Here is a 25,485-nt window from a genome sequence, read left to right as displayed (position 1 = left end):
GCGTGCAGCCGCTTTGAATTCTTTCTCGTAAAAAGAAACCAACGGGGCGTTCTGGATTCTGTACGCAATAATTGCGCCAAAATGTTTCAAAACCCTCTAACACGGCGTTTTCGTCCCGACCGGACAGTCATCGCAAGCCATTGAAATCAATGGCACTTTGCCAGAATGTTACCCTGCGACTCACTTTAAGAACGAATACGCGCACCGGAAACACACCCGGAAAAGGCTCGAAGCACTATAAAAGTGCGGATCAGGAACGTTTGGCCGGTTAGCGCTTCCAACACCCCGCCAAAGCTGGCAACATCGCGCCCTTTTTTACGCGACACCCGCGAGCCATCTGGTTCAAACGGCTGTTCGGTTGATAGCAGCGCGACAGTCTGCTGTAGCGATGCGACAACCTGCCACATCACTTCCGTTTACCGCCCGTAGCGCTGTTGGCTGCCATTCAAACGCTATGCTAGCTTGGCCGCCTCGCCAGGAAGGCCACCAACAGCAGGAGCGAAACACTATGAGGAACGCACATGGCTGAGGCCACGCCCGCGCTTGAAATCCGCAATTTGCACAAACGCTACGGACAGCTTGAGGTGCTCAAAGGCATTTCGCTGACCGCCCGCGACGGCGACGTGATCTCGATCCTGGGTTCTTCCGGCTCCGGCAAATCCACGTTCCTGCGTTGCATCAACCTGCTGGAAAACCCGCACCAGGGCCAGATCCTGGTGGCCGGCGAAGAACTCAAACTCAAAGCCGCGAAGAACGGCGAACTGGTCGCTGCCGACGGCAAGCAGATCAATCGCCTGCGCAGCGAGATTGGTTTTGTGTTTCAAAACTTTAATCTCTGGCCGCACATGAGCGTGCTCGACAACATCATCGAAGCACCGCGTCGCGTGCTCGGTCAAAGCAAAGCCGAAGCCATTGAAGTCGCCGAAGCCCTGCTGGCCAAGGTCGGCATCGCCGACAAGCGTCACGCGTACCCGGCGCAACTGTCCGGCGGCCAGCAGCAACGCGCGGCCATCGCCCGGACCTTGGCGATGCAGCCCAAGGTGATCCTGTTCGATGAGCCTACTTCCGCCCTTGACCCGGAAATGGTCCAGGAAGTACTTAATGTCATCCGCGCACTGGCCGAAGAAGGCCGCACCATGCTGCTGGTTACCCATGAAATGGGCTTTGCCCGTCAGGTCTCCAGCGAAGTGGTGTTCCTGCACCAGGGCCTGGTAGAAGAGCAAGGATCGCCACAGCAGGTGTTCGAAAACCCGCTTTCGGCGCGCTGCAAACAATTCATGTCCAGCAACCGCTAACGGAGCTACCCGCATGCAGAACTTCAAAAAAGTCTTCCTGGCTGCCGCCGTCACCCTGGCGTTCAGCGCCGGTGCCATGGCCGAAACCCTGAAGATGGGCATCGAAGCGGCCTACCCGCCGTTCAACAACAAAGATGCCAGTGGCAATGTCGTCGGCTTCGACAAAGAAATCGGCGACGCCCTGTGCGCGAAGATGAAAGTCGAATGCACCGTGGTCACCTCCGACTGGGACGGCATCATCCCGGCCCTGAACGCCAAGAAGTTCGACTTCCTGATCTCCTCGATGTCGATCACCGACGAGCGCAAGCAAGCGGTCGATTTCACCGACCCGTACTACTCGAACAAGCTGCAGTTCATCGCACCTAAAGACAAAGAGTTCAAAACCGACAAGGCTTCCCTGCAAGGCAAAGTGATCGGCGCACAACGTGCCACACTCGCCGGTACCTGGATGGAAGACAACATGGAAGGCGTCGAAGTCAAACTCTACGACACCCAGGAAAACGCCTACCTGGACCTGACCTCCGGTCGTCTGGACGGCATCCTGGCGGACAAATACGTCAACTATGAGTGGCTGAAAAGCGACGCCGGCAAGCCTTACGAATTCAAAGGCGACCCGGTAGAAGAAAGTGACAAGATCGGTATCGCTGTACGTAAAGGCGACCCGATCCGCGCGAAGCTGAACCTCGCCCTGAAAGAAATCGTCGAGGACGGCACCTACAAGAAAATCAACGACAAGTACTTCCCGTTCAGCATCTATTGATTCTGACCTGCCGGACCGGCGCCGTACGCTAACGGCGCCAGTCCATGGCATTGCCTGCCGCGATTTGAAAAGAAACCCATGACTATCGATCTCTACGGATTCGGCCCGGCGCTCGCCGCTGGTGCGCTGATGACTGTGAAACTGGCACTCTCGGCCTTGTGTCTGGGGCTGGTGCTTGGCTTGCTCGGCGCCTTGGCCAAGACCTCCCCCTACAAGCCGTTGCAATGGCTTGGCGGTACTTATTCGACACTGGTTCGTGGCATTCCGGAATTGCTCTGGGTGCTGTTGATCTACTTCGGCACGGTCAACCTGATGCGTGCCCTGGGCGAGTTTTTCGGCAATCCCGATCTCGAACTCAATGCCTTCGCCGCCGGCGTGATCGCGCTGGGCCTGTGCTTCGGTGCTTATGCCACCGAAGTGTTTCGGGGCGCGATTCTGGCGATTCCCAAAGGTCATCGTGAAGCTGGCGTGGCCTTGGGTCTCTCGAAATTTCGCATCTTCACCAAACTGATCATGCCGCAGATGTGGCGCATCGCCCTGCCGGGCCTTGGCAACCTGTTCATGATCCTGATGAAAGACACCGCACTGGTATCGGTCATCGGCCTGGAAGAAATCATGCGTCATGCGCAAATCGGCGTAACCGTGTCCAAGCAACCGTTCACCTTCTATATGGTGGCCGCGTTCATGTACCTGGGCCTGACCGTTCTAGCCATGAGCGGTATGCACTTAATGGAACGACGTGCCGCTCGCGGCTTCGCGAGGAGCACCCAATGAACTGGGAAATCATCATCAAGTGGCTGCCGAAGCTGGCCCAGGGCGCAACGCTGACCCTGGAGCTGGTGGCCATCGCTGTAATCGCCGGGTTGTTGTTGGCGATTCCGTTGGGCATCGCGCGTTCGTCGCGACTCTGGTACGTGCGGGCATTTCCCTACGGCTACATCTTCTTTTTCCGTGGCACGCCGCTGCTGGTTCAGCTGTTTCTCGTCTACTACGGCCTGGCGCAGTTCGATGCGGTTCGTAACAGCTCGATGTGGCCGTACCTGCGCGATCCGTTCTGGTGTGCCACAGCCACCATGACCCTGCACACGGCGGCCTATATTGCCGAGATCCTGCGCGGCGCGATCCAGGCGATACCGCCGGGTGAGATCGAAGCAGCGCGTGCATTGGGTATGTCTCGCGCCAAAGCACTTTTCTACATCATCCTGCCGCGTGCCGCGCGCATCGGCCTGCCAGCGTACAGCAACGAAGTGATCCTGATGCTCAAGGCCAGCGCTCTGGCCAGTACCGTGACCTTGCTGGAACTGACCGGCATGGCCCGCACCATCATTGCCCGGACGTACCTGCCGGTGGAGATCTTTTTCGCCGCGGGGATGTTCTATCTGTTGATGGCTTACGTGCTGGTTCGCGGCTTCAAGCTGCTGGAGCGCTGGCTGCGCGTCGATGCCTGCCAAGGGCGTTGATGTCTCCCGCGTGCTGACGGGCGAGGACCTACTCGCCCGCTTCATCGCGCTGGATGCTTTTCTGATTGAGCATCAGGCGCTCTGGAAGCCTCGACCGTTTACTCATCTGCAACTGCCATGGGAAGCGTCCTACCCGAAATTAGCGCTTTGGCTACGTGAGCGGTCGCTGGAAGATGCAGAAAACAGTCATAACCAACCTTGTTTGCTGGATGCGCCGGAGCCATTTGCTTCGTTGGCGGTGTTGTCGGCTTCGCTGAGTACGGTCGGTGAGTTGCCGGCACACGCACTGGAAGCTGCGGGGCACCGACTGAATGTCGATGTTCCTGGGCGCAAGTGGCAACAGATTGAGGCGTTTGCCAGTCGCCTATCGTTTGCTGCATCGCCGAAGCATTGGCTGGACTGGTGCTCGGGCAAGGGCCACTTAGGGCGGCGTTTGCTGCAAACCGGGCAACAACTGACCTGTGTGGAATACGACCCGGCGCTGGTGGCCAGCGGACAGGCACTCAGCCAGCGTCATCAATTGCATGCCCTGCATGTCGAGCAAGATGTGCTCGCGGCAGAGACTGTTTCACTGTTGAACGCCGATCACACCCCGATGGCGCTGCATGCCTGCGGTGACTTGCATGTGCGATTGATTCAGCTCGCCAGCGCGGCAGGCTGTAAACAACTCGCCATCGCCCCGTGCTGCTACAACCGAATTGGTCTTACCGAGTATTCGCCGATATCCCTGACCGCAAAGGACTCTGCCCTACAACTTTCTCTCAATGACCTCGCGCTACCGATGAGCGAAACCGTCACCGCCGGTGCTCGCGTGCGACGTCAGCGTGACACCTCGATGGCCCGGCGCCTGGGTTTCGATTTGCTACAACGGCAACTGCGCGGTGTTGACGAATACCTGCCCACCCCTTCCCTGCCGAGTGCCTGGCTGGACACACCCTTTGCCGAGTACTGCCATCATCTGGCCGCACTGAAAGAGTTATCCACAATCGGCCCTCAAGACTGGTACGCACTCGAAGCCGCCGGCTGGCGGCGATTGGCGCAAGTACGAAATCTGGAGCTACTAAGCGGACTTTTCCGACGCCCGTTGGAGCTTTGGCTGGTACTCGACAGAGCACTCTTCCTGAGAGAGCAAGGCTATACCATTCGTCTGGGTACTTTTTGCGAAATCCCACTCACGCCGCGCAATTTCCTGCTCTTGGCGGAGCGTGCGTAAAAAAGTCGCAGCCTGTGGATAACTCTGTTGATGAAATTGTCGTTGATCCATTATCTACCGCTGTTTCAGTGGTGAAACAACATTGTTCAATTTTCGTACACCTCTAAAAAGATCCTGAAAAACAGGTATTTACGAACAAATGAGAAACGTTCACAAAAATGGCGATGAACGACACTAGACGCCACCCTCATTGTGCATAAGCGTTCAACGCAAAGGACATAAGCGCCTAAACCCGGACGTCACGCGGGGAAAATTGGACCGCTTGCCGACTCTTGTTATACAAACCCCAAGGGCGCCGAAAGCGCAGCAATGAACAAGAAAATTCGACCGACAGGATGCGACAGTGATGTTCATTTCTTACGCACAGAATTTCAAAGACATACGCCTATGGCGCCCCGAACAGCCCGAAGCAAAGCTGCGCGCAATGCAAAATAGCCGCACTTGGCAGGCCATCCAGAAACTCAAGAAAACCCCGCTTCGCGCCTGACCTGAAGCCTGCGCAAAAATAGTCTGAATTCAGGGGTTTACAGAACCAATCCAATCGCTATAATCGTCGCCCAACACGCCGGTATAGCTCAGTTGGTAGAGCAACTGACTTGTAATCAGTAGGTCCCGGGTTCGACTCCTGGTGCCGGCACCATATAGAACAACGAAAAAGGCTCACCTCACGGTGGGCCTTTTTTGTTTATGGGCCGTTCGCTCCTCAGTTTTCCCTGCTCATTCCCCGTTTCGTGTTCGCCCCCCCTCGTTCGACCACTTTCACCCCTCTCGCTGAAGGCGTGGTGATAGCCCCCATACCTGCCCGCATGACCGGTCATGGGTGCGGGGTCGACGATTCAAACTCCGGCACCGCGCATCTATAAACTTCACCGAATCGATGAGCGGTTAAGGTTGCAAATCAGCGACGCGGCATAATGGCGACAGTGCTTATGCACAATTTGCCAATTCACTCCGCGGTTGTGAGCTCCTTTGTAATGAACACCGAACAACGCTATTCGATCATCCTGGAGCACAGTGCCGAGGTGCTGCTTGAACATGCACCCATGGCGCAGATAGAGGCATTTTGGGACGCCAACGACACTCGCTACTTCGGATTACGCATGGAAAACGAGCACGGCGTTCATGTACGAGTAATTGTTACGGATGAAGTACCCAGCGAAGAAGAGGCAGAGCTGTATGCCATTGGCCAATGGAGCCACCCGCCAATTCACGGTTGTGACTCGGTCATTCCCGAGTGAGAGGTTTTGATCTCACCGAGACAGATCAGTCTGTCCGAGTCGGATCGTCTGTTGACGCTTGCTGAGCATTTAGCCCTTGAGTCCCAACTCCCGGTAAACCAATGTAACCAGTTGGTCTGGATCAATCGGTTTGAGCAGGAAGTCGACGACATTCAAGTGCATAGCTGCGATGGCATCTGACACCCCCGCATCACCGGAAATAATCACAATGGGCAAGTCCGCCCACTCTGACTTTCGGATCTTGCGAATTAACGCCAAGCCATGGAGCGGCTGCATACGCAGGTCAGTAATGACCAGTCCGATGGACTTGTCAGTGTCCAGCAAGCTCAGGGCTTCGATGGCATTTGTTGCCATCAGGCACTGGATACCATTGACCTGAAGAATTTCAGCCAGCATCTCACGCGTAACATCGTCATCCTCGACTATCAAGGCTGATTGAGCTGGTAGCTCTAGCGCCTGCATGACGGCGTTGATGGCTTCCCGTTCGGCGTCACTCAAAATATCGTAAACGTTCATAACCTTCTCAAGCTGATTGCGCTTATATCAGGTATCGCGCCTGGTTTTTTTAGTCGTCAGATCGTGGCGCGCCAGGTTTTGCATCAGCTACGCAGCCATAAGCAAAGAAAGCTTCTTGAAGTAGGCAGTGTATTGGGCATGAATTGCGTCAGTGGTTTGTCCAAATAACATCAGAGATAGCTCTTCGTTCTTCCAGAGCCCGCCAGCTGTGATGTTCGCCGAACCGGCCATAGCAATGAATGCCTCGCCCTTGCGACCGTAGTAAAGCTTCGTGTGGAGGTAAGGATTTTCCACGTTCAAGTGAGTGAGGCCTGGCCTTGCTTGTAACGCCGCCACACAACCAACGTCGGCATGTAAAGTGTTGGTGTATATGGCAATCCGGGCCCCTCTGGAAATAGCTCCATCAATCCTCGGGAGAATCTCGCCAAGGCCACACATTTTCATCCAGCCTGAGCAAATGACGATGTCGTCATATAGCTCAAAAATATTCTTCACAACTGTTAGGTGGGATTTGCTTTTCCGAACGTTGGTGACGATTTTCAAGATGTGCGATCCTTTCTGGTTCCCGTCTGCCTGGCGCGCAGGTCAGCGCCAGGCAGGTATTAGAACGCGCTCCGCCAGCATCCGCTCTGAATTGGAATGTGCTGCGCCCAGCCGGCTGATGAAAAACTATGATTTCGGGTGGCTGATGCCGCACCAGGTGCTGCTATGTCAGTAACTCCCTTACTCGGTCAACTTATGTTCACTACGATCAATCTTCAAACAAAGCCCTCGCAGATAGGCGAAGGCTTTGATTCTGCCATTTGAATCATCAAGCCTTAGTGACCCGCGCTCTGCCCGCCATCCACATGCAGTATCTCCCCGGTAACAAAATTCGCGGCATCCAGATAAACAACAGCCTGAGCAATATCGCTGATCTCGCCCATGTGCCCAACCGGGTGCAAACTCCCCAGCGCTTCATGCGTTTCCTCGCCATGCATTGGCGTCTTGATGATGCCTGGGGAAACCGCATTCACCCGAATCCCACGCTTGGCGTATTCAATGGCCAGAGACTTGGTCGCAGCGTTCAAACCACCTTTGGTCAGCGAAGCCAGCACCGACGGCACACCATCAATCGCGTGGTCCACAAGACTGGTGGTGATGTTGACGACGTGGCCTTTGCCTTGTTTTTCCATCTCTGTGATTGCAAGTTGGGTGATGTAGAAGAAGCCATTCAAGTTCACCGACAACACATTGGCGTAGTCTTCAGCGGTATACGCGGTGAAAGGCTTGGCGATGAAGATCCCGGCATTGTTGACCAGTGTGTCGATGCGGCCAAAACGTGCGATCGCTTCGTGGATCACTTGCTGCGCGACCTCCGGGTCGCCAATGTCGCCCGCCACGGTGAGGATATCCGGGTCGGTGGACGGTTTGATCGAACGCGACGTGGCGACAACTTTGTAGTCAAGATCACGGAAAGCTTTGACCATGCCCGCGCCGAGGCCTTGGGATGCGCCGGTAATGACGATGACTTTTTTCGAATTGCTCATGATGAACCTCTACTAATAAAAGACGATTTAAAAAAGTAAGTAATCAGGCTTCGGCGGGGGCCTTTGCCATTTGCCTCAGCATTTGTTCGTAGTACTCGACCGACTGCGATCCGGACACCAGGTGACGACCGTTGAGGATCATGGCCGGGACCGAATTGATCCCGTGCTGGCGGTAGAACCCCTCAAGCTCGCGCACTTCTTTCGCGAACGCTCCAGATGCCAACACTTCCTGCGCAGCGGCCACATCCAGTCCTGCTTCCCCGGCCAGACGAGCCAGCGTTTCGCGGTTGCTCGGGTTCCGACCGTCGGTAAAGTAAGCGCGCAACAGGATCTTCTTCAGCTCGATCTGCCGCCCTTCCTGCAACGCCCACAACAGCAACCGGTGCGCATCAAACGTGTTGTAGAAGTGCGTGCGCTTCTCTAGATCGAAGGTGAAACCGATGGCCTCGCCACGAGCGATTTGCATGGCTTTGCCGGCGGCGACGTCCTCGGCGGTGCGTCCATACTTGCGCATCAAATGCTCGACAGCTTTTTCACCGACCGCCGGCATGTCCGGGTTCAACTCGAAGGGCTTGTAGGTCAGCGCCACCGACACTTCACCGGCCACTTTGTCGATCGCCTGCTCCAGCGCCGTCGCGCCCAACGCGCACCACGGGCACACCACGTCGGAGATGAAGTCGATGGAGACGGACACGGTCATGACTTGCCCTCCGCCTCTGCCAGTTGCTTGCGGTACTGGGTGGTGGTGATGCCGGCGTAGCCCCAGTTATCGGTGTCGACTTCTTCGATCACGATGTGGGTCAGATGCGGATCCTTTTTAAGGACGCGTTCCAGGGTTTCAGTGATTTCGGCGATCACCTGAGCTTTCTGCTCTGAGGTAACGCCATCGCGGGTAATGCGAACGCTGACAAAAGGCATGAGGGAATCTCCAGTGACCTGCCCTTCGGAATGAATGGGTAGGCGTTGGAGTTCAATGTAGGGAGTTAGCTAGAGGGGATAAAGGTGGGGGCGGGAACATCATTAGTTACTTGGTGTAATGAGTAATGTCTCGCAGACACAATACGTTTGCATCAAAACCGATCAATCGATTAGCCTGCATTTATCGCAAATTTTAGATAACTCAAAGGAGGGAGACGTTCATGGCAGTTCAATTTTTCGACAGCCCATTCCATGCCACGCATGACAGCGAAGTCGCCAGCAAACAAGCTTTGAAGATGGAGCTATCGATCTTCATCACTGACTACATCAAAACTCTGGGCCTCAAACAAAGTGAGGCTGCGGCCTGGTTGAACGTGACCCAATCACGCGTCTCAGAGCTCACCACTGGCAAGATCGAGAAATTCACGATCGATGCAATGATGGACATGCTGGATAAACTCGGCTTTCGAACGACTTTTACGTTGCCATCCAACGATGCCGGGGCTTTATCTCAGATCGTAATTTCACAAGCTAACGCCTGCTAGATGTTGTGCGATTTTGCAGTAGGACTCACCCCCTTCTGATGTAGTCCGTCTTGTTACGTGTCGCTTTTTTTCACTTTCTGCGACACGTTATTAGAGCGTGTCGCTGGAGACGACATGTGCGAGTCGATACGGTCCTTCGTTAACGGCCTCCCTTCAGCGATTGGAAGCGCTTGGCTCTCATTCATTTCGCGTACAGATTCCAGCAAATCTTTTTGAAACTGATCCAATTCGATATCCATTTCTGATGCCTTCTTCAGCAAGTCGGGGGCTTCAGCAAGCCTTTTTCAAATTATCAAAATTATGGCTGGGCAATAATTATTGCCCAGCCATAAAAATCACTAAAACGTTCCCCCACGCCACCACCTAGCCACGATTACGCATCTGTCCCCTGCTCCACCGGTTCATACCCACCACCGCCCAAAAATCGGAGGTGCCCAATGACCAACCCTCAAGACCTCAAAACCATCGGCCTCCCCCCTTTCTCCTACCACGCCAACGAACCGCTGTTTCGCATTAACGCCGGCGTTCCAGTCATCGAAGCCCTCTCCCACGCCTCCGATCTGCTCCACATCGCCAAACTCCTTGCATCAGATGCCGGGATGGTTCGCGATACCGACCGCCATGCCTGGGCGTCGCATTACTTGCAGGACATGAGTAAAGCGATCATCGATGACGTGGTGAAGGTGCTCGCCGCACCGTGTAACAACCGCGCCAGTAACGTCGCCACATAATCCAGGCCGCACACATGAATAAGCCCCGAATCAATCGGGGCTTTCTGCGTAAGTCCATCATCTGCCTACAGGCTGATTCGGGTGGTATCGATCACTCACGCCACTGTCTATCGGCTCTTCCCTCCGCATCGACTGAGCCACCGCTTCGGTAATGGCGTCCCAAATATCCGGCCTTGTCAGCACAGGCATTTCCTTCGCCAGTACGTTGCTCAGCTTCCCTTCGTTCTGCTCCATGGACCGCAAGAGCCGATCAGCCTGTTGATCCGGCATTTCGACGATCTCCTTGATCGCCTGCCTGGCCCTGATGTGGCTGCGTAAATACCGCGACTCTTCACGCATCTGCTCGGTGATCGTGCGGCGAATGACGTTTGAGATGAACACTACGTGTGGCCCCAGGTTTGGATACCGCCACACCGGACGGGCCTGATCCTGACCCGTGAATTCAATGTTCGAGACCACGCCATCAGGGTATTGCGTACGAATACTGGCGAACGTTACCTGGTCTCGTATGCCCTGCATGAGCGGTTTTGAAACCTGGTCCAGCACGCTGTCATATAGGCGTCGCTCAGCCGAGTCGTCGGTGATAACAGCTGAAATCGGAAGGATCACCGGGTCTGGAATGACCCCATCACGACGCAAAATGTCGTTGATCAGGAAGCGATGGACCCGGCCATTGCCGTCAGCCAGCGGATGGATATAGACGAAAGCAAACGCGGCCACAGCGCTGCGCATGACCGGGGATTGCCCTTGGGTACGATTCAGAAAGACGCGAATGCCTTCTAACATCCGCTCCAAATCACTCTCCGGGGGAGCGACATAATGGACAATCTCCTGATAGCGAACCGTCTCTCCAACAAACACCGGAGATTGCCGAATCCCCAGGCGTGTCAGTGTGGTCACTGCTCCAAGGATTTCTTCTTGCATCTCAGCCAGTGCAACATCGGTGAGCGGCAGTTCGCCCTGACCGGTTCGTCGCGCCAACACATCAGCGAAACGCTGGATACGCGTAGAGCGATCCGCCTCCCCTTCAATCGCGAAGCTGGCTTTACTTTCCCGCAGTGTCATCCATGCGGCGGCGCGCAGCAGAAGGGCTTCGCCAAATTCTGCGGTCAGTTGACCAAAGAGGTGAGGCACATCGAGGTCCGCTGCTGACTGGACTGCTGCTGTCTTGACGACGATCGGGCAGAAGTAGCTCGTGCCCGGCAGGTTGTCATTCACTCGCCAACGCGGCACCTTCACCGCCTCTTCGGGTGAAGCCGCCACCATCAGACCGGCGTTGATGGCGTCGACATACTTACCGCCTATAGGCTCTGGCGCTTGCAATTGCTCGCCTGTTAGCCACTCAAACAGGAAAGCGGCCCTGCGTGCATATTGGCCGGTTGGCTCAACATTTAACCAGTCTTGTACCGGTGCAGGACCCACCTTGGTAAACAGCCGGGTCAAGAATTCAAGGTTCGGGACTTCATGCCGCAGGTGAAATTGCAGATGGGATGAGAGGTCCGGATCGGGGCGCATATTTTCGGTATAGGTCTCAAGACGAAACCCATCTTCGACCTGAGTTGACCGTCGGCTACCCACCTGACTTAACACGGGTAGCCGTGCCATCGGCAGCACGCCGAATGTCGTCGCTAGCCAGGCAGCACCGATGGGGTCTACGGGAAACTCGCTCACGGTCACACTCCTTTGAAAAGCTCGGCCAAATCAAAAATGCCTACAAATGAAGAGTAACGATCAAAATCAGGTTTTGTTGCATAAAAACGATTATTTTTTGATTAATTTGCATAAAAACGAACATTTCAGGCGCATCAGATTGCGCCCCGTCCTGAGATATCACGCTTTCGAACTTACCCTAAACGCATAAAAACGAGTTTGCGCGCTCAAAAACGATCACAAATCTGGCTTTTTGCATAAGAACGTTTCGAGGCCGGCCAGCCTTACTATGTCCCAGCAGGACGAAACCCGCACCGCCATCCCCGTTCCACCCCAAAAAAATGCCCAAACCTCCCGGTCCGAGCATTTTTTGACCCCTATCACCCACCCTTCCCCAGAAACCCCCGACCCTACGCAACCCTCCAACCATCGGACGCCAGCATCATTTCGCTACTAAACTCGGGACAAGCGGGTTCAGGTGCAGGATTATAGCCAGCACATATCGCCCGACCGGCGGTCAGGTACTCAACAATAGCCAGCCCACTTCAGAGGGCATTACCCCATGGATAGCAGAACCCTACGCAACCTCATGCGCATCGTGCAGACCGGCTCTTTGTCGGCGGCGGCAGAGCATTCCTGTTTAACGGTGCAGGCATTGGCTGCGCAGTTGAACAAGGTAGAAGAGCAGTTTGGTTTTCGGTTGTTTCGTCGCTCCAACAAGGGATTGACCCTGACCACCCAGGGCTCGGAACTCACGCCTTACATTGACAAGGTGTTGCTGGCCACGCGGCAACTCGAAGAAAAAGTGGCTGCGCTGAAGATGCCTGGGCAGCGCACGCTCAAGGTGGCGCTGAACACCACGCTTTCGTCTGACTTCAACCGGCGAATGATCGGACGTCTGATTGAGGTATTTCCCGACTATCAGCTGGAATTCAGCTACGCAGAGTCGATGGAAAACCTCAGCAAGCTGAAGAATGAAGACTTCGACCTGGCCGTACTTATCGGGCCGCAGCAGCCAGGGTTGCCGAGCATTATCCTGCCCGAGGTTCAGGTGCAGGTGGTCGGAGCCCATTGCGGCCAGGAAAACGATCCGTTGGTGATGCTCGGCAACAAGTTTCAGGTGCGGCCGGCCGGCGATTGTCCTTATTCCCACAGTTTTTTGCGTTTTCTCGACGCCGGCCTTGGCAATTACGAGTCGAACAAGCGGATGGTCTATTCCTGCAGTGAGACGCTGACGCTGTCGCTGATAACGCAAATGGATGGCCTCGGCATGGTGTCCCGTGACGCGGCCCAACGTAACGGCTTGACCATTTTCCCTGGCTTCGAGGATGCCCTCGAAGTGCGGTTGACGGTCAATAACCCCGAATTGTCGGGCCAGGCCTTGCAAGACGTGGCGGACCTTCCGCTACATGAACGAGCCGAGCGCAATGTACGCAGCCGTTCCCACCGCAACGGAGAGAAAGAGGTTTTTGCTGAGGTACGCACATAACAACGTCGGAATCGCGGCATAAAACTCCGGGCGATCGAGCTGCATCTGTTGATCCTTGATCAACAACGGCGTGAGGCTGATGGCAGCGACGATCGCCACCGGCAAGTATTCCAGCGCCCGGGCGACGAAGGGTGGCCAATGGTCAGTGTTCACTTGCAGCGGCAATGCTCGCGGCAGGAACGTCACGGCCATCATCAAGACGACGACCAGAATCAGGAACGTTTGGTCAGGCATACACCCACCCCACAGCCCACAAAGGTGGCGATAAATACGTTGAACGGCGAGCTGCCCACCAGGCTCAGCGCGCCCATGCAAGCGACGGCGGCCAGTGCGGCGATGAGTTTGTTACGCGTATTACAGAGCGACACCAGCACGTAGAGCATCATCGCCGTCAACGCGTAGTCCAGCTGATACTTGATCAAGTGCGCCGCGTACTGTGCGCAAATCGCCCCCAACAGACCGCCGAGCACCCATGAGGTGTGGCAATACAGATTGAAGCCGATCAGGTAACGCACATTGACCGGCGCACCCTTGCCCAGTTTGACGCTGTGGAAAGCGAAGGACTCATCGGTCAACCCGCCTGCATAACACCAACGCTCAAGTCGACTGAGACCCATCGCCTGCAACGCCTTGGCCATGTAGACCGACATAAGCATGTGCCGCGCGTTGATCAGAAACGTGGTGAGGATAATGGTGGTTAGCGACGCACCGCTGGTAATCAGCGCCAAGGCGGCAAACTGCGAAGCGCCAGCGTACACAAACAGGCACATGGCGACCGGCAACCACACAGGCATCCCGGCATTGACCGCCATCAGGCCGAACACAAACGACACCGTGAAGTAACCCGCCACCACCGGGCTGGCTTCGGCAAAGGTGCGCGAACGCTGGGCCCCGACCATCAGCGGCTGGCGGCTGGACGTCTCATTCATAGATCCCTCTCAAAGGTTCTTTCGCCGCGCGGTTCGCAAAAACCCTGGGCACTCCAAAAACGTTTGCCGGCGAGGTTCGTATCGTCGACAAACAGGAACATCCGCAGCACGCCCACGCGTTTCATGTCCGCAGATGCCGCTTCAACCAGCCGTTGACCGACGCCCTGGCTGCGGTACACCGGGCTGACCGCCAAGTGGTTGATAGTGCCGCGACTGCCGAGCATGCCACCCAGCACCGCGCCAACGATTTCGCCACTGAGGTCCAGCGCGATAAACGAAATGGTGGTCTTTTGCACCAACACACCGCGCAGGCATTTGGCGTCCTGCCATTCGCAGAACGACACTTCTTCGAACTGCCGAAAGAAACGCTCCAGACGCTGCGCATCCTTGGCCGTGGTGCGCCGCAACATCACCGGTGCAGGGCACTCGGCGAGGTTCATCATGGGGTCGAGCTGTTCAGCGAACAATGTCAAAAGCGGTCCCGGGCCGCGAGAAGGAAATCGCCAGAATTTGCCGATAAGCCATGGCGTGAGAATGGGTGTTGCGCGCCGGCGTGACGTAGTGGCGCATGTCCCGATCAAGGAAATAAGTGGTATCGAGAATGTCCGTGTACGTTGTCGACGCCAAATGCTCTTGTTCATGGGCGCTGTACAAGCGGCTCTCCGCCCCCTCCACATTATTACGCCCCCAAAAATGCACGCCGCTGAACGGATAACCGTCGCAGTGAATGCCTTCCGGGGTGATCTCCAGTTGCTTGCCTGGCTTGATCTCGATACGGATCTGATGAATCTGGCATTGCCAGATTTCGTCATGCAGTTCCGGTGGAAGAACGTTTTTGTACACGTCGAAATCCGTGTCAATCAGGCTGCGCATCACCGGTGAATGGATGATTTCTTCGGAGAAGTCCTGGAAGTGCCGCACCATTCCGCCCACGTAGCTGTTGTTGGCCTTGGACTGAACGTAGGCGCGGTGTTCCAGCTGTGTCAGTTCGCGCGTCACCGGGTTGTACTCGAAATCACTGTAGCGACGGTATCGATTGCCCGCCTCGGCTTGACCGTAGTAACTGTCGGGCTCCATGTTTTCCCAACTTCGGGTCAACCTGACGAAGTCGGAGAAGTGACCGAATAAATTGAAGTCACTACTTTTGACGTTGACGTATTTGTCGCGCCGTAGCGATTCGCCCACTTCTTTGTTCAAAACGAGCATTTTTAAAATCTCCGTGCATTTAGCAACCTAATCTAGAGGGCACAGGATTTGCGTCCATGAGAAAGAATTTCAGGCATCTCAAGCACGGCTTGAAACGGCGTTTGGAGTGGCTTGAATTCGACTTTTTACGACTGAGAACAGCCGTTTTTAGTGTTTTTTTACCGTAATGAGGCAAAAAACCCACCGAACCAGTCCGGGGGTTTTCGATTTATTTCGCTAATAAAACCATCGCCCATAAAAAAAAAGCGCCGCCATTGCGGCAGCGCTTTATCAATCCTTTGTTTTTCTTCTTATCCTTCCATCACATCCAACAACGCATCCAGTTCCGCTTCGCTGAAAAAACCAGCGGGATAGCGCTCGATCATCGTCCGACGCGGATCAGGTTCACTGATCTGACGCATTCCATTGGACTTCAACCAGTGCGCAAAGTCCTGGAGTGATTCGCCATTAATTGCCAGGGGGTGCAACGCCCGCTCGCCCACTACATTTACTTCGGCGTTCATTTCAGCGCTCTCTCCTGGTTTGTGAGCGGCTAACTTATCCAAGGTTTATGACAGAACATCGCAGTTCTCCCCCTCCCTGTTTCGCGCGGTGACAGATACAAGAGCTGTGCCAATGTTTCTGGACTGCCGACAAGCGGATATAAAAAAGCCCGCAGTCCTTCAGGGCTGCGGGCGTTACATGTAGAGGGAAGGATTAACATCTGCTCAACAGTTTTTGCAATTGACTCAAGATGTTACAACCTCACTCACTCCTTGTGCGGCGCAGGTTGCTGTTGGGTAAGGCAGTGGATGTTACCGCCTCCCAGTAACAGTTCCCGGCCTGGCACCATCACCACTTCATGTTGCGGGAACAGCGTCTGCAAAATTTCTTTTGCCGGGCCGTCCAGCGGATCATCGAAGCTAGGCGCAATAATCCCGCCGTTGACGATCAAGAAGTTCACGTAAGAACCGGCAAGACGAACAGTCGGATTGCGCTCCTGAGTACCGTCCACCGGGTCGACACCCGCACATTCTTCTTCTGTTGCATACAGCGGCCCCGGTATCGGCATCTTGTGCACCGTGAACGGGCGACCCTTGGCGTCGGTGCTGCTTTGCAGGACTTTCATGGCTGCCTGGCAGCGCGGGTAGTTCGGGTCTTGCGGATCATCGGTCCAGGCCAGCAATACTTCACCCGGGCGCACGTAGCAACAGAAGTTATCCACATGGCCGTCGGTTTCGTCGTTGAACAAACCGTCCGGCAACCAGATGATTTTATCCACACCCAGATTGGCACTGAGCACCGCTTCGATTTCTGCACGATCAAGGTGCGGATTGCGATTGCGGTTGAGCAGGCATTCTTCGGTCGTGATAAGTGTGCCTTCGCCATCGACGTGAATCGAGCCGCCTTCGAGCACGAAGCCCTCGGTGCGATAACGCTGGCTGCGCTCGATCTCGAGGATTTTGCCGCCGACTTGCGAATCTCGGTTCCACGGCGAATACAGACCGCCGTCAAAACCGCCCCACGAGTTGAAGTCCCAATTCACACCACGGACTTCACCACGGTTATTGATGACAAACGTCGGGCCGGTATCACGAACCCAGGCGTCATCACTGGACATTTCCACCACACGAATGTTCGGCACGTCGAGACGGGCGCGAGCGTTTTCGTATTGGCCTGCGGAAACCGCCACGGTCACCGGCTCGAAACGCGCGATGGCTTTTGCCACCGCCACGTGTGCGGCTTGCGCCGGTTTGCCACCCAGGCGCCAGTTATCCGGGCGCTCGGGCCAAATCATCCAGGTCTGGGTGTGTGGCGCCCATTCGGCCGGCATTTGGAAGCCGTCGGCGCGAGGCGTGGTGTGCAAAGTGGTCATGAGAATCAGGACTCCAGGGAACCGTCGAGAGTTTTCAGTGCGCCGTACAGGTTCGGGCGACGATCACGGAACGAACCCCACGCGCTGCGAATGTGTTCCAGCTCGTCGAGGTCGAAAGTGTGCACCAGAATACCTTCTTCGGTTTTGTTGAGCTCCTGAACTTTTTCGCCGAACTGGTTGGCGATGAACGACGAGCCATAGAAGGTAATGTCGTAACCGTCCTGCTCTTCGTTGCCGATGCGGTTGCTGGCGATCAGCGGCATGAGGTTGGCGCCGGCATGCCCCTGTTGTACGCGCTGCCAGTGATCACGGGAGGAAATGGTCTTGTCGTGCGGCTCGCTGCCAATGGCGGTCGGGTAGAACAGGATTTCTGCCCCTTGCAACGCCATGCTACGGGCGCACTCTGGAAACCACTGATCCCAGCAGATGCCCACGCCGATTTTCGCGTAACGGGTGTTCCACACTTTGAAACCGGTATCGCCCGGGTTGAAGTAGTACTTCTCGTGGTAGCCAGGGCCGTCCGGGATGTGGCTTTTACGATAAATCCCGAGGTTGGAGCCGTCGGCATCAATGATCGCGATGCTGTTGAAGCGCGCGCGGCCGGCCAATTCGTAGAAGCTGATCGGCAGCACCACTTGCAGCTCTTTGGCGACTTTCTGGAAGTGCTTGATGGCGACGTTGTCTTCGACGGTTGTGGCCAGTTGCAGGTAATCCGCGTTCGGCTTCTGGCAAAAATACGGGGCCTCGAACAGCTCCTGAATCAGGATGATCTGCGCGCCTTGGGCTGCCGCTTCACGGACCAGCTTCTCAGCGGTTTCGATATTGTCTTCAAGGTCCCAGGAACAGGCCATCTGGGTAGCGGCGACGGTAACGATACGGCTCATGAATCGGCTCCTGAGCAAAGGCTTGGGGTCGAGTGTGGCATCGACCCATGACAGAAATGGGAAGCGCTGGGCGTGGTTCGTCCACGCCGAGGCAGCGGTGACTTTATAGCCGATAAATATCGGCTTTAGAAGCGACCAACAAACCATCTGTCATATTTTTTTGCTGAAAAGCCGATATCTATCGAATAAATACACCTCTAATGTAGGAGCGAGCTTGCTCGCGAAGAGGGAGTGTCAGCCGACATCAACGTCGACTGACACACCGCCTTCGCGAGCAAGCTCGCTCCTACAGGGGTATGGGTTTACAGGCCTTCCGCGAGCACCTTCGAGAGCATGTCGACGAAGAAATCCACACTCTGGCGTGACGTCACCATCGGCGGTTTGATCTTGAGGACGTTGAGGAAGTCGCCGGTCGGTTGCATGAAAATCCCCAGCTCTCGCAGGCGATCACACAGCGCCGTGGTTTCTTCGGTCGCCGGTTCCAGGGTGTCGCGGTTGCGGATCAGCTCGACGCCCAAATAGAAGCCGGAACCGTGCACCGCGCCCACCAATGGATGAATCTCGATCAGCGCTTCGAGGCGCTCCTTGAAATAGCCGCCCACGACCTGAGCGCTTTCCCAGAGCTTTTCTTCTTCCATCACATCCAGTACCGCCATGCCGATCTGGCAACTGACCGGACTGCCGCCCGCCGACGAGAAGAAATAACCTTCGGCCTCCAGCGCTTCAGCAATTTCCCGCCGCGTAATCACCGCGCCCAACGGCTGGCCGTTGCCCATGCCTTTGGCCATGGTGATGATGTCCGGCACCACGCCCTGCTCTTCAAAGCCCCAGAAGAAATGCCCCATACGCCCGTAACCAACTTGCACTTCGTCGGCGATGCACACACCCCCCTGCGCGCGAACCATGGCGTAGACCTGCTGTAAATAGCCCGGCGGCAACGAGATCCCGCCCGCATTGCCGTACACCGGCTCGCAAATAAAACCAGCCAACTGACGCTTTTGCTCGGCGATTTTCGCCAGGTTGTGCTCGACGCTGCGCACATAATCCGGCGCACTGTCCGGACCACGGAATTCTCCGCGATACGTGTTCGGCGCGATGACCGGATGCACCCAGTCCGGACGGCTGCTCAAGGCCTTGGGGTTGTCGGCAATTGAAGTCGACACCGCATCGGCGCCCACCGTCCAGCCGTGATAGGCCTCCAGCACGCTGATCATGTCGCGCCCGCCGCTGTAAGCCCATGCCAGACGAATCGCCAGATCGTTGGCCTCGCTGCCGCTGTTGACCAGGAACACGCGGTCCATGGAGTCCGGCGCCAACTTCAGCAAGCGTTCGGAAAACTCGGCAACCGCCGCATAGTTGAAGCGCGAGTTGGTGTTGAGCAGCGACCACTGACGACTGGCGACCGCCGCCATACGCGGATGTCCGTGGCCAAGTACCGCGACGTTATTGAGCATGTCGAGGTAGGAGCGGCCCTGCATGTCGATCAGGTGGTTGCGCCAGCCGCGTTCGATGCGCGGCGGGTCGACGTAATAGTGCTTCTGGGTACGGGCGAAACTGGCGCTGCGGCGCGCCAGCAGCGTTTGCGAATCCAGTTCCTCTTCAGCATCACAAGCCAGTCCCAGCAATGCCGCCGGCGACGGGCACAAGGCTTGCCAGGCCAGGGCGCGCGAAGGTGTGCAAAACAGCGGCGCATTGAAAGCCGTGCCTCGGCTCAACTGCACGATCAAAGGCCCGCTGACCGAGCCCAACACCTGGCCTTTGACCAGCGCCGCGCCGGTGTGCAGAGACGGTGTCACGCCCCACAACCGCACACTCAGTTGTGGCCCGTCGAGTTGCAGCACGCCGGCCGCCGGCCGATGAACCACACCGGCAAACGGCGATTCGACCGCCGTGCCGTGGGGCACTCGCAACTCGACGTGCAACGGACAGGTGTCCGGCTCGTCGGCACTGTCTGGACGCGTTCGCGACAATCGGTATTGCCCAAATCGACTGGCTGCCAAGCCGTGGGTAGTAGCGGCTTCGGTCAGTAGCCGCTGATCAATCCCTTCTTGCTCCCAGTTACCCGCCTCGAAATGTGGGCTGAGTACACCCAGATCGATCAGCGCAAACTCGCGCCCCACCAGGCTCGGCAACAATGGCGCGAAACCTTCACTGCCAATGCTCGGCAGGCTATTGCCGACGCAGGTCAGGATCGCCGCTTCCATCAATTGCAGCGGCACCGATGTGGCCACCCGGAAAATTTCCCATTCATGGGTCAGGTTGTCGCGGCTGTATTGGTTGCCCGGATCAATACTGACTTGCTGTTCGCCGCTGAGCACCAATACCGCAGCACGCGCGACGATCAGCGGCCAGAGCGCCAGCAGTTCTTCAGGCTGCAAAGGATTGACCGCGTGATAGGCCTCAATCGCTGGCAAAATGTAGAACGGGTCGCTGTTGGCGTGGTGCAGCAGCGCCGCGCAGGTCACCGAAAGATCGGTGATGCGCCAGGTGCGGACCAGGTCGCCGAAATCGATCACGCCCTGCAATTGCCATTGACGTTGCAAGTCGCGCTGCCAGACCACGTTGTCGTCAGTGATGTCCATGTGAATGGCCTGCACCGGCAACTTATCCACCAGCGGTTGCAAGTGACGCTCGGCGCGTTCGGCGGCATCGGCGATCAACCGGCGTTGCGCGTCATCCTTGATGACGGGCAGCAAATGACCGATCAATGCGTTGGCATGACGGGCGTCCCACTGCAACGTGCGCTCAAGGCCAGGATGGTCGAACGCGGCCAGGGCCAGGTCCATTTCGCCGCACAGCTGACCGAAACCAGCCACCACGGCACCCGGAAGGTGATCCAGATGCGTGAGCGACTGACCTTCGATGTAGTCGAGCAGTCGCACGTGCACCGATTGGCCCGCGACGTCCAGCGTGAGCAGATCAGCACCGCTTTTGGCGGGGATCACTCGCGGCACCTTCACGCCGGAGTGCTCGCGCAGATGCTTGAGCCCCGCGTGTTGGGCTTGCAGCTCCAGCGCCGCATAATCGCCACGGCAGATTTTCAGGACGAAACGCCCCTGGTCGCTGTCTACGCGAAAGTTGAGATCCTGCTGGCTGCCAAGAGCCTGCAACTTCCCGCTCAATCCGTAATGCCCTTCCAGCAGCTCAAGCGCTTGCTGCGCGGAGACTTGCGGGCTGGGCAAACTGGCGCGGTGAATCAACGTGGCGAGCGGCATACAACGACCTCTGAAATGTTATTAGGCGCTTATATCGCCATTGCCAGAGGCGATACGCAACCCCCATTCGACCGCCTGACACTTGGCTCAATCAGTAAATGGATCAGGAAAAATCACGTCGCACTCGCCTCACTCGGCACTTTGCGCAAGAATGTCCCCAATCAACGCCTATTACTGGAGAAACACCATGAATGTAGTCACCACCGACCTGCCCGGTGTTCTGATCATCGAACCCAAGGTTTTTGGTGATGAGCGCGGCTTCTTCTATGAGAGCTTCAATGCAAAGGCCTTCGAAGAAGCGACTGGTCTGGATACACAGTTTGTCCAGGACAACCATTCCCGCTCGCAAAAAGGTGTACTGCGCGGTCTGCATTACCAGCTGGAAAATACCCAGGGCAAACTGGTGCGCGTGACGGCCGGTGAAGTGCTGGATGTGGCGGTGGATATTCGTCGTAGCTCAGCGCATTTCGGCAAATGGGTGGCGGTGCGCCTGTCCGCCGACAACCATCGCCAACTCTGGGTCCCGGAAGGTTTCGCCCACGGTTTCGTGGTGCTGAGCGAGTTCGCCGAATTCCTCTACAAAACCACCGACTACTACACCCCATCCGCCGAGCGTAGCATTCGCTGGGATGACCCGGACCTGGCCATCGATTGGCAACTTGAGGAAGCACCGCAACTGTCCGGCAAAGACCAAGCCGCCGTGTTCTTCAAGGACGCTGAAGTCTTTTCCTGAGCCCCTGTCTGAATCTTCTTCGCCAGAACGACTTGGCCAAGGTGCGCAGACTGCGCCACCAAGCCTAGGCATAATGCGCCTGTACCCACAGGCGCCCGATGCTCATGACTCCGACTCTCCCCCGCAGACCCCGCTGGCGCAGCCTTGCCCTGCTGGCGCTGTGCCTGGCGCCGTTATTGTGGCCGCTGGAGCACTTGGCCGAGCGTTACTACCGCAGCGAACTGGCCGGGCAGAACCGTCAGACGCTCGACCTGTATGTCGCCAACCTGCTGGGTACGCTGCATCGTTATGAAGTCTTGCCGCAAATCCTCGGCGACCTGCCGGCCCTGCGCGCGGTACTCGGCGCGCCCGATGATGGCGTCACCCAAGGCAATGCCAACCGCTTGCTGAAAAACATCAGCACGCAAACGGGTGCCGAAGTCATGTACTTGATGGACACCAGCGGCAAAACGCTGGCGGCGTCCAATTGGGACAAGCACGACAGCTTTGTCGGGCGTAATTTTTCCTTCCGGCCTTATTTCAGCGAAGCCATGGCTGGCCGGCTCGGACGGTTTTTCGGCTTGGGCACGACCTCGGCCAAACGCGGTTATTTCTTTGCAGCGGCGGTACGCGATGGCGAAAAAATCATCGGCGTGCTGGTGGTCAAAGTCGACTTGGACCACACCGAAAGCCTCTGGGGCAAAACCCCGGAACAGCTGCTGCTGACCGACCAAAACGGTGTGGTCATTCTCACCTCGCGGCCGGAGTGGCGCTTCCGCTCGACCCGCACGTTGAGCGACGAAGAAAACAAAGCCGTTACTGCGATTCAACCGTACCCGACCCGCGATCCAAAACCGTTGAAACTCAACCCCAACGCTTGGCTGATCCAAACCCAACAGATCGCCGAAACCGGCTGGAACGCCAGTATCCTTGCTCCGCGCACCTTGATTAACCGCCCGGTCCGCACGGTGCTCGCCATCGGGGGCGCAACGTTGTTGGTGTTGATGCTGCTGCTTGGGCTGATGATGCAGCGCCGCCGACATTACCTCGAACGGATCGCTTTCGAAGCCAAGGCTCGTCGCGAACTGGAGGGCCGGGTCGCCGAGCGAACCAGCGACCTCGAAGGCCTCAACCGGCGCCTGAAACAGGAAGTGCTGGAGCGCGAACACGCTCAGCAGGAACTGGTGCGCGCGCAGGATGATCTGGTCCAGGCCGGTAAATTGTCAGCGTTGGGAACCATGTCGGCGAGTATCAGCCATGAGCTCAATCAGCCCCTGGCGGCGATTCGCAGCTACGCGGAAAACGCCGAAGTGCTGCTCGATCATCAACGCACCGACGAGGCACGCGGCAACCTCAAACTGATCAGCGAACTGACCGGGCGCATGGCCTCGATCATCGCTCACCTGCGCGCCTTTGCCCGGCGTGATCGTCACGCGCCGGAAAGCGTTGCGTTGCAACCGGCGCTGGATGACGCGCTGGCATTGCTGGCTAAGCGCCGACGCAGCATGGAGGTCGAACTGATCCGCGACTTGCCCGCCGCCACGCTGTGGGTCGAGGCCGGAGAAACCCGTCTGCGTCAGGTACTCGGCAATCTATTGGCCAACGCCCTCGATGCGCTGACTGAAAAAGGCCCGCCGCGTAAACTCTGGTTGAGTGCCCAATCCACCGCTGACGGCGTCAATCTGTACATCCGTGACAACGGCCCCGGCTTTTGCATGGAAGCCTTGGGACGCGCCAGCGAACCTTTCTACACCACCAAGACCCGCACACAGGGACTTGGGCTGGGGTTGGCGATTTGCGAAACCCTGATGCGTGCCTTCGGTGGTGAACTGTCGTTCGCCAACCACAAGGAAGGCGGCGCCCTGATTACCCTGAGACTACGCGCGGGCGCACCGGGCGTGAGCTTGCAACCGTCCGAGGACCGAAGTGCATGACCATCGACAGCCGCATTCAGGTCGTGTTGATCGACGATGATCCCCATCTGCGTCAGGCCCTGAGCCAGACCCTGGACCTCGCCGGCCTGAAAATCCTGCCGCTGGCTGAAGCCAAAGGCCTGGCCGCACAACTGGAGCGTGACTGGCCGGGTGTGGTGGTCAGCGACATTCGCATGCCGGGCATGGACGGCCTCGAGTTGCTGACCGAATTGCATGCCCAGGACCCGGAGCTGCCGGTATTGCTGATCACCGGCCACGGCGATGTGCCGCTCGCGGTGCAAGCCATGCGCGCCGGGGCTTATGACTTCCTCGAAAAACCCTTCGCCAGCGACGCCCTGCTCGACAGCGTGCGCCGTGCGCTGGCCTTGCGCCGGTTGGTACTGGATAACCGCAGCCTGCGTTTGGCCCTGAGTGATCGCAATGAATTAAGCACTCGACTGGTTGGGCAATCGGCGCCCATGCTGCGCCTGCGCGAGCAGATTGGCGCCCTTGCCGCGACCAAGGCCGATGTGTTGATTCTGGGTGAGACCGGCGCCGGCAAAGAAGTTGTGGCCCGAGCGCTGCACGATTTATCGAACCGTCGTAACGGTCCGTTCGTGGCGATCAATGCCGGCGCGCTGGCCGAGTCCGTGGTGGAAAGCGAGCTGTTCGGTCACGAGCCCGGCGCGTTCACCGGTGCGCAAAAGCGCCGCATCGGCAAGTTCGAATTCGCCAACGGCGGCACGCTGTTCCTAGACGAAATCGAAAGTATGAGTCTGGACGTACAGGTGAAGCTGCTGCGTTTGCTGCAGGAACGTGTCGTCGAGCGTTTGGGCGGCAATCAGTTGATCCCGCTGGACATCCGCATCATCGCCGCGACCAAAGAAGACCTGCGTCAGTCCGCCGATCAAGGGCGTTTCCGCGCCGACTTGTATTACCGCCTGAACGTCGCGCCGGTGCGTATTCCGCCACTGCGCGAGCGCGGTGAAGATGCGTTGGTGATGTTCCAGCATTTCGCCGATGAAGCCAGCGCCCGCCACGGTTTGCCGCCCCATATGCTACAACCGGGGCAACGCGCCATGCTGCTGCGTCACACTTGGCCCGGCAATGTACGCGAACTGCAAAACGCCGCCGAACGCTTTGCCCTGGGCCTGGAACTGGCGCTAGACAACAATACGCCGGAGGGCGGAACCAGCATGCCGGCTGAAGGGTTCAGCGGCGGATTGAGCGAGCAAGTGGAAAACTTCGAAAAGAACCTGATTGCCGCCGAACTGGCACGCTCTCACAGCTCCGTGCGCAGCCTCGCTGAAGCGCTAGGCATTCCGCGCAAAACCTTGCACGACAAGCTGCGCAAACATGGGCTGATCTTCGCCGGCGGAGCAAGCAGCTCTGCTGACGATCTCGATTGAGCGACCGTTAAATCATCA

General features: G+C 57.1%; 27 protein-coding genes and 1 tRNA gene. 13 read left to right on the top strand and 15 right to left on the bottom strand.

What is annotated here, in order from left to right; translation table 11 throughout:
- Window positions 1-521 precede the first annotated feature (521 nt).
- The 7 genes from AC3ISI_RS01380 to AC3ISI_RS01350 all read left to right on the top strand — a co-directional run bounded on the left by AC3ISI_RS01380 (window position 522) and on the right by AC3ISI_RS01350 (window position 5,966).
- Window positions 522-1,295: an ABC transporter ATP-binding protein gene (locus AC3ISI_RS01380; protein WP_007897462.1), complete on the top strand. Its 774-nt coding sequence runs from the start codon at window positions 522-524 to the stop codon at window positions 1,293-1,295.
- Window positions 1,296-1,308: 13 nt separating this feature from the next.
- Complete coding sequence (locus AC3ISI_RS01375) at window positions 1,309-2,055, top strand: ABC transporter substrate-binding protein (RefSeq protein WP_489335140.1); 747 nt, start codon at window positions 1,309-1,311, stop codon at window positions 2,053-2,055.
- 78 nt (window positions 2,056-2,133) lie between these two features.
- Entirely contained in the window at window positions 2,134-2,829 is a 696-nt protein-coding gene (locus AC3ISI_RS01370; protein WP_027922191.1) for an ABC transporter permease, read from the top strand.
- Window positions 2,826-3,515, top strand: a complete 690-nt coding sequence (locus AC3ISI_RS01365) for an ABC transporter permease (protein ID WP_489335139.1) — start codon at window positions 2,826-2,828, stop codon at window positions 3,513-3,515. Before AC3ISI_RS01370 ends, AC3ISI_RS01365 begins: the two co-directional genes overlap by 4 nt.
- On the top strand, window positions 3,496-4,728 hold the full coding sequence (locus AC3ISI_RS01360; RefSeq protein ID WP_489335138.1) for a methyltransferase: 1,233 nt from the start codon (window positions 3,496-3,498) through the stop codon (window positions 4,726-4,728). The genes AC3ISI_RS01365 and AC3ISI_RS01360 overlap by 20 nt, the downstream gene beginning before the upstream one ends.
- Before the next feature lie 564 nt (window positions 4,729-5,292).
- Window positions 5,293-5,368: transfer RNA gene (locus AC3ISI_RS01355), tRNA-Thr, on the top strand.
- 334 nt (window positions 5,369-5,702) lie between these two features.
- Window positions 5,703-5,966 (top strand): hypothetical protein, encoded by a 264-nt coding sequence (locus tag AC3ISI_RS01350; protein ID WP_489335137.1) that lies wholly within the window; start codon window positions 5,703-5,705, stop codon window positions 5,964-5,966.
- A 69-nt stretch (window positions 5,967-6,035) separates the two neighbouring features.
- On the opposite strand, the gene AC3ISI_RS01345 is transcribed toward AC3ISI_RS01350, so the two are convergent.
- The 5 genes from AC3ISI_RS01345 to AC3ISI_RS01325 form a co-directional block, all read right to left on the bottom strand.
- Window positions 6,036-6,482 (bottom strand): response regulator, encoded by a 447-nt coding sequence (locus tag AC3ISI_RS01345; protein ID WP_489335135.1) that lies wholly within the window; start codon window positions 6,480-6,482, stop codon window positions 6,036-6,038.
- 87 nt (window positions 6,483-6,569) lie between these two features.
- Window positions 6,570-7,025: a hypothetical protein gene (locus AC3ISI_RS01340; protein WP_489335134.1), complete on the bottom strand. Its 456-nt coding sequence runs from the start codon at window positions 7,023-7,025 to the stop codon at window positions 6,570-6,572.
- 275 nt (window positions 7,026-7,300) lie between these two features.
- Window positions 7,301-8,011, bottom strand: a complete 711-nt coding sequence (locus tag AC3ISI_RS01335) for an SDR family NAD(P)-dependent oxidoreductase (RefSeq protein ID WP_489335133.1) — start codon at window positions 8,009-8,011, stop codon at window positions 7,301-7,303.
- A 43-nt stretch (window positions 8,012-8,054) separates the two neighbouring features.
- Window positions 8,055-8,711, bottom strand: coding sequence for a DsbA family oxidoreductase (locus tag AC3ISI_RS01330; protein ID WP_489335132.1), 657 nt, complete (start codon window positions 8,709-8,711; stop codon window positions 8,055-8,057).
- Complete coding sequence (locus AC3ISI_RS01325) at window positions 8,708-8,929, bottom strand: tautomerase family protein (RefSeq protein ID WP_059406388.1); 222 nt, start codon at window positions 8,927-8,929, stop codon at window positions 8,708-8,710. Before AC3ISI_RS01325 ends, AC3ISI_RS01330 begins: the two co-directional genes overlap by 4 nt.
- A 221-nt stretch (window positions 8,930-9,150) precedes the next feature.
- On the opposite strand from AC3ISI_RS01325, the gene AC3ISI_RS01320 reads away from it, so the two are divergent.
- The gene (locus AC3ISI_RS01320; RefSeq protein ID WP_489335131.1) at window positions 9,151-9,474 is read left to right on the top strand and encodes a helix-turn-helix domain-containing protein; all 324 of its coding nucleotides are present in this window, start codon (window positions 9,151-9,153) and stop codon (window positions 9,472-9,474) included.
- 53 nt (window positions 9,475-9,527) lie between these two features.
- On the opposite strand, the gene AC3ISI_RS01315 is transcribed toward AC3ISI_RS01320, so the two are convergent.
- A complete protein-coding gene (locus AC3ISI_RS01315; protein WP_489335130.1) occupies window positions 9,528-9,713 on the bottom strand; it encodes a hypothetical protein in 186 nt (61 codons plus the stop codon).
- A 198-nt stretch (window positions 9,714-9,911) separates the two neighbouring features.
- Between AC3ISI_RS01315 and AC3ISI_RS01310 the strand changes: the two genes are divergently transcribed.
- A complete protein-coding gene (locus AC3ISI_RS01310) occupies window positions 9,912-10,205 on the top strand; it encodes a DUF3077 domain-containing protein (protein WP_489335128.1) in 294 nt (97 codons plus the stop codon).
- A gap of 57 nt (window positions 10,206-10,262) precedes the next feature.
- On the opposite strand, the gene AC3ISI_RS01305 is transcribed toward AC3ISI_RS01310, so the two are convergent.
- Entirely contained in the window at window positions 10,263-11,876 is a 1,614-nt protein-coding gene (locus tag AC3ISI_RS01305; protein ID WP_489335127.1) for a Fic family protein, read from the bottom strand.
- A 541-nt stretch (window positions 11,877-12,417) separates the two neighbouring features.
- Here AC3ISI_RS01305 and AC3ISI_RS01300 point away from each other — a divergent pair.
- Window positions 12,418-13,344 (top strand): LysR family transcriptional regulator, encoded by a 927-nt coding sequence (locus AC3ISI_RS01300; RefSeq protein ID WP_489335126.1) that lies wholly within the window; start codon window positions 12,418-12,420, stop codon window positions 13,342-13,344.
- Here AC3ISI_RS01300 and AC3ISI_RS01295 read toward each other — a convergent pair.
- The 8 genes from AC3ISI_RS01295 to AC3ISI_RS01260 all read right to left on the bottom strand — a co-directional run bounded on the left by AC3ISI_RS01295 (window position 13,261) and on the right by AC3ISI_RS01260 (window position 21,433).
- Entirely contained in the window at window positions 13,261-13,578 is a 318-nt protein-coding gene (locus AC3ISI_RS01295; RefSeq protein ID WP_489335125.1) for an AzlD domain-containing protein, read from the bottom strand. The two genes, AC3ISI_RS01300 and AC3ISI_RS01295, sit on opposite strands and share 84 nt — an antisense overlap.
- Window positions 13,557-14,273: an AzlC family ABC transporter permease gene (locus tag AC3ISI_RS01290; protein ID WP_489335124.1), complete on the bottom strand. Its 717-nt coding sequence runs from the start codon at window positions 14,271-14,273 to the stop codon at window positions 13,557-13,559. Before AC3ISI_RS01290 ends, AC3ISI_RS01295 begins: the two co-directional genes overlap by 22 nt.
- The gene (locus AC3ISI_RS01285; RefSeq protein WP_489337605.1) at window positions 14,270-14,683 is read right to left on the bottom strand and encodes a GNAT family N-acetyltransferase; all 414 of its coding nucleotides are present in this window, start codon (window positions 14,681-14,683) and stop codon (window positions 14,270-14,272) included. The genes AC3ISI_RS01290 and AC3ISI_RS01285 overlap by 4 nt, the downstream gene beginning before the upstream one ends.
- Before the next feature lie 46 nt (window positions 14,684-14,729).
- Window positions 14,730-15,479: a 2OG-Fe dioxygenase family protein gene (locus tag AC3ISI_RS01280; protein ID WP_489335123.1), complete on the bottom strand. Its 750-nt coding sequence runs from the start codon at window positions 15,477-15,479 to the stop codon at window positions 14,730-14,732.
- 290 nt (window positions 15,480-15,769) lie between these two features.
- Complete coding sequence (locus AC3ISI_RS01275; RefSeq protein WP_489335122.1) at window positions 15,770-15,982, bottom strand: hypothetical protein; 213 nt, start codon at window positions 15,980-15,982, stop codon at window positions 15,770-15,772.
- A 245-nt stretch (window positions 15,983-16,227) separates the two neighbouring features.
- The gene (gene aguA / locus AC3ISI_RS01270) at window positions 16,228-17,334 is read right to left on the bottom strand and encodes an agmatine deiminase (RefSeq protein ID WP_489335121.1); all 1,107 of its coding nucleotides are present in this window, start codon (window positions 17,332-17,334) and stop codon (window positions 16,228-16,230) included.
- 5 nt (window positions 17,335-17,339) lie between these two features.
- The gene (gene aguB / locus AC3ISI_RS01265) at window positions 17,340-18,218 is read right to left on the bottom strand and encodes an N-carbamoylputrescine amidase (protein WP_489335120.1); all 879 of its coding nucleotides are present in this window, start codon (window positions 18,216-18,218) and stop codon (window positions 17,340-17,342) included.
- Window positions 18,219-18,520: 302 nt separating this feature from the next.
- The gene (locus AC3ISI_RS01260) at window positions 18,521-21,433 is read right to left on the bottom strand and encodes an aminotransferase (RefSeq protein WP_489335119.1); all 2,913 of its coding nucleotides are present in this window, start codon (window positions 21,431-21,433) and stop codon (window positions 18,521-18,523) included.
- A gap of 187 nt (window positions 21,434-21,620) precedes the next feature.
- On the opposite strand from AC3ISI_RS01260, the gene rfbC reads away from it, so the two are divergent.
- The 3 genes from rfbC to AC3ISI_RS01245 all read left to right on the top strand — a co-directional run bounded on the left by rfbC (window position 21,621) and on the right by AC3ISI_RS01245 (window position 25,467).
- Window positions 21,621-22,166: a dTDP-4-dehydrorhamnose 3,5-epimerase gene (gene rfbC / locus AC3ISI_RS01255; RefSeq protein WP_489335118.1), complete on the top strand. Its 546-nt coding sequence runs from the start codon at window positions 21,621-21,623 to the stop codon at window positions 22,164-22,166.
- 104 nt (window positions 22,167-22,270) lie between these two features.
- The gene (locus tag AC3ISI_RS01250; RefSeq protein WP_489335117.1) at window positions 22,271-24,079 is read left to right on the top strand and encodes a sensor histidine kinase; all 1,809 of its coding nucleotides are present in this window, start codon (window positions 22,271-22,273) and stop codon (window positions 24,077-24,079) included.
- Window positions 24,076-25,467 carry a sigma-54-dependent transcriptional regulator gene (locus tag AC3ISI_RS01245; protein WP_489335116.1) on the top strand — a complete coding sequence of 464 codons (1,392 nt, stop codon included), beginning with the start codon at window positions 24,076-24,078 and terminating at the stop codon, window positions 25,465-25,467. The genes AC3ISI_RS01250 and AC3ISI_RS01245 overlap by 4 nt, the downstream gene beginning before the upstream one ends.
- Window positions 25,468-25,485: the final 18 nt, after the last annotated feature.

This window comes from Pseudomonas sp. GL_139_B, assembly GCF_057834475.1.
Note: the sequence above shows the minus strand (reverse complement) of the source record. Positions and strands in the feature narration are given on the sequence as shown.

What these genes read in the sequence shown, in the direction of transcription:
- AC3ISI_RS01345 (WP_489335135.1), bottom strand. Translation starts at nt 6,482, where the DNA reads ATGAACGTTTACGATATTTTGAGTGACGCCGAACGGGAAGCCATCAAC.
- AC3ISI_RS01375 (WP_489335140.1), top strand. Translation starts at nt 1,309, where the DNA reads ATGCAGAACTTCAAAAAAGTCTTCCTGGCTGCCGCCGTCACCCTGGCG.
- AC3ISI_RS01350 (WP_489335137.1), top strand. Translation starts at nt 5,703, where the DNA reads ATGAACACCGAACAACGCTATTCGATCATCCTGGAGCACAGTGCCGAG.
- AC3ISI_RS01245 (WP_489335116.1), top strand. Translation starts at nt 24,076, where the DNA reads ATGACCATCGACAGCCGCATTCAGGTCGTGTTGATCGACGATGATCCC.
- AC3ISI_RS01370 (WP_027922191.1), top strand. Translation starts at nt 2,134, where the DNA reads ATGACTATCGATCTCTACGGATTCGGCCCGGCGCTCGCCGCTGGTGCG.
- AC3ISI_RS01285 (WP_489337605.1), bottom strand. Translation starts at nt 14,683, where the DNA reads ATGTTGCGGCGCACCACGGCCAAGGATGCGCAGCGTCTGGAGCGTTTC.
- aguB (WP_489335120.1), bottom strand. Translation starts at nt 18,218, where the DNA reads ATGAGCCGTATCGTTACCGTCGCCGCTACCCAGATGGCCTGTTCCTGG.
- AC3ISI_RS01360 (WP_489335138.1), top strand. Translation starts at nt 3,496, where the DNA reads ATGCCTGCCAAGGGCGTTGATGTCTCCCGCGTGCTGACGGGCGAGGAC.
- AC3ISI_RS01300 (WP_489335126.1), top strand. Translation starts at nt 12,418, where the DNA reads ATGGATAGCAGAACCCTACGCAACCTCATGCGCATCGTGCAGACCGGC.
- AC3ISI_RS01315 (WP_489335130.1), bottom strand. Translation starts at nt 9,713, where the DNA reads ATGGATATCGAATTGGATCAGTTTCAAAAAGATTTGCTGGAATCTGTA.
- AC3ISI_RS01275 (WP_489335122.1), bottom strand. Translation starts at nt 15,982, where the DNA reads ATGAACGCCGAAGTAAATGTAGTGGGCGAGCGGGCGTTGCACCCCCTG.
- AC3ISI_RS01250 (WP_489335117.1), top strand. Translation starts at nt 22,271, where the DNA reads ATGACTCCGACTCTCCCCCGCAGACCCCGCTGGCGCAGCCTTGCCCTG.
- rfbC (WP_489335118.1), top strand. Translation starts at nt 21,621, where the DNA reads ATGAATGTAGTCACCACCGACCTGCCCGGTGTTCTGATCATCGAACCC.
- AC3ISI_RS01310 (WP_489335128.1), top strand. Translation starts at nt 9,912, where the DNA reads ATGACCAACCCTCAAGACCTCAAAACCATCGGCCTCCCCCCTTTCTCC.
- AC3ISI_RS01290 (WP_489335124.1), bottom strand. Translation starts at nt 14,273, where the DNA reads ATGAATGAGACGTCCAGCCGCCAGCCGCTGATGGTCGGGGCCCAGCGT.
- aguA (WP_489335121.1), bottom strand. Translation starts at nt 17,334, where the DNA reads ATGACCACTTTGCACACCACGCCTCGCGCCGACGGCTTCCAAATGCCG.
- AC3ISI_RS01330 (WP_489335132.1), bottom strand. Translation starts at nt 8,711, where the DNA reads ATGACCGTGTCCGTCTCCATCGACTTCATCTCCGACGTGGTGTGCCCG.
- AC3ISI_RS01295 (WP_489335125.1), bottom strand. Translation starts at nt 13,578, where the DNA reads ATGCCTGACCAAACGTTCCTGATTCTGGTCGTCGTCTTGATGATGGCC.
- AC3ISI_RS01260 (WP_489335119.1), bottom strand. Translation starts at nt 21,433, where the DNA reads ATGCCGCTCGCCACGTTGATTCACCGCGCCAGTTTGCCCAGCCCGCAA.
- AC3ISI_RS01325 (WP_059406388.1), bottom strand. Translation starts at nt 8,929, where the DNA reads ATGCCTTTTGTCAGCGTTCGCATTACCCGCGATGGCGTTACCTCAGAG.
- AC3ISI_RS01320 (WP_489335131.1), top strand. Translation starts at nt 9,151, where the DNA reads ATGGCAGTTCAATTTTTCGACAGCCCATTCCATGCCACGCATGACAGC.
- AC3ISI_RS01335 (WP_489335133.1), bottom strand. Translation starts at nt 8,011, where the DNA reads ATGAGCAATTCGAAAAAAGTCATCGTCATTACCGGCGCATCCCAAGGC.
- AC3ISI_RS01365 (WP_489335139.1), top strand. Translation starts at nt 2,826, where the DNA reads ATGAACTGGGAAATCATCATCAAGTGGCTGCCGAAGCTGGCCCAGGGC.
- AC3ISI_RS01280 (WP_489335123.1), bottom strand. Translation starts at nt 15,479, where the DNA reads ATGCTCGTTTTGAACAAAGAAGTGGGCGAATCGCTACGGCGCGACAAA.
- AC3ISI_RS01380 (WP_007897462.1), top strand. Translation starts at nt 522, where the DNA reads ATGGCTGAGGCCACGCCCGCGCTTGAAATCCGCAATTTGCACAAACGC.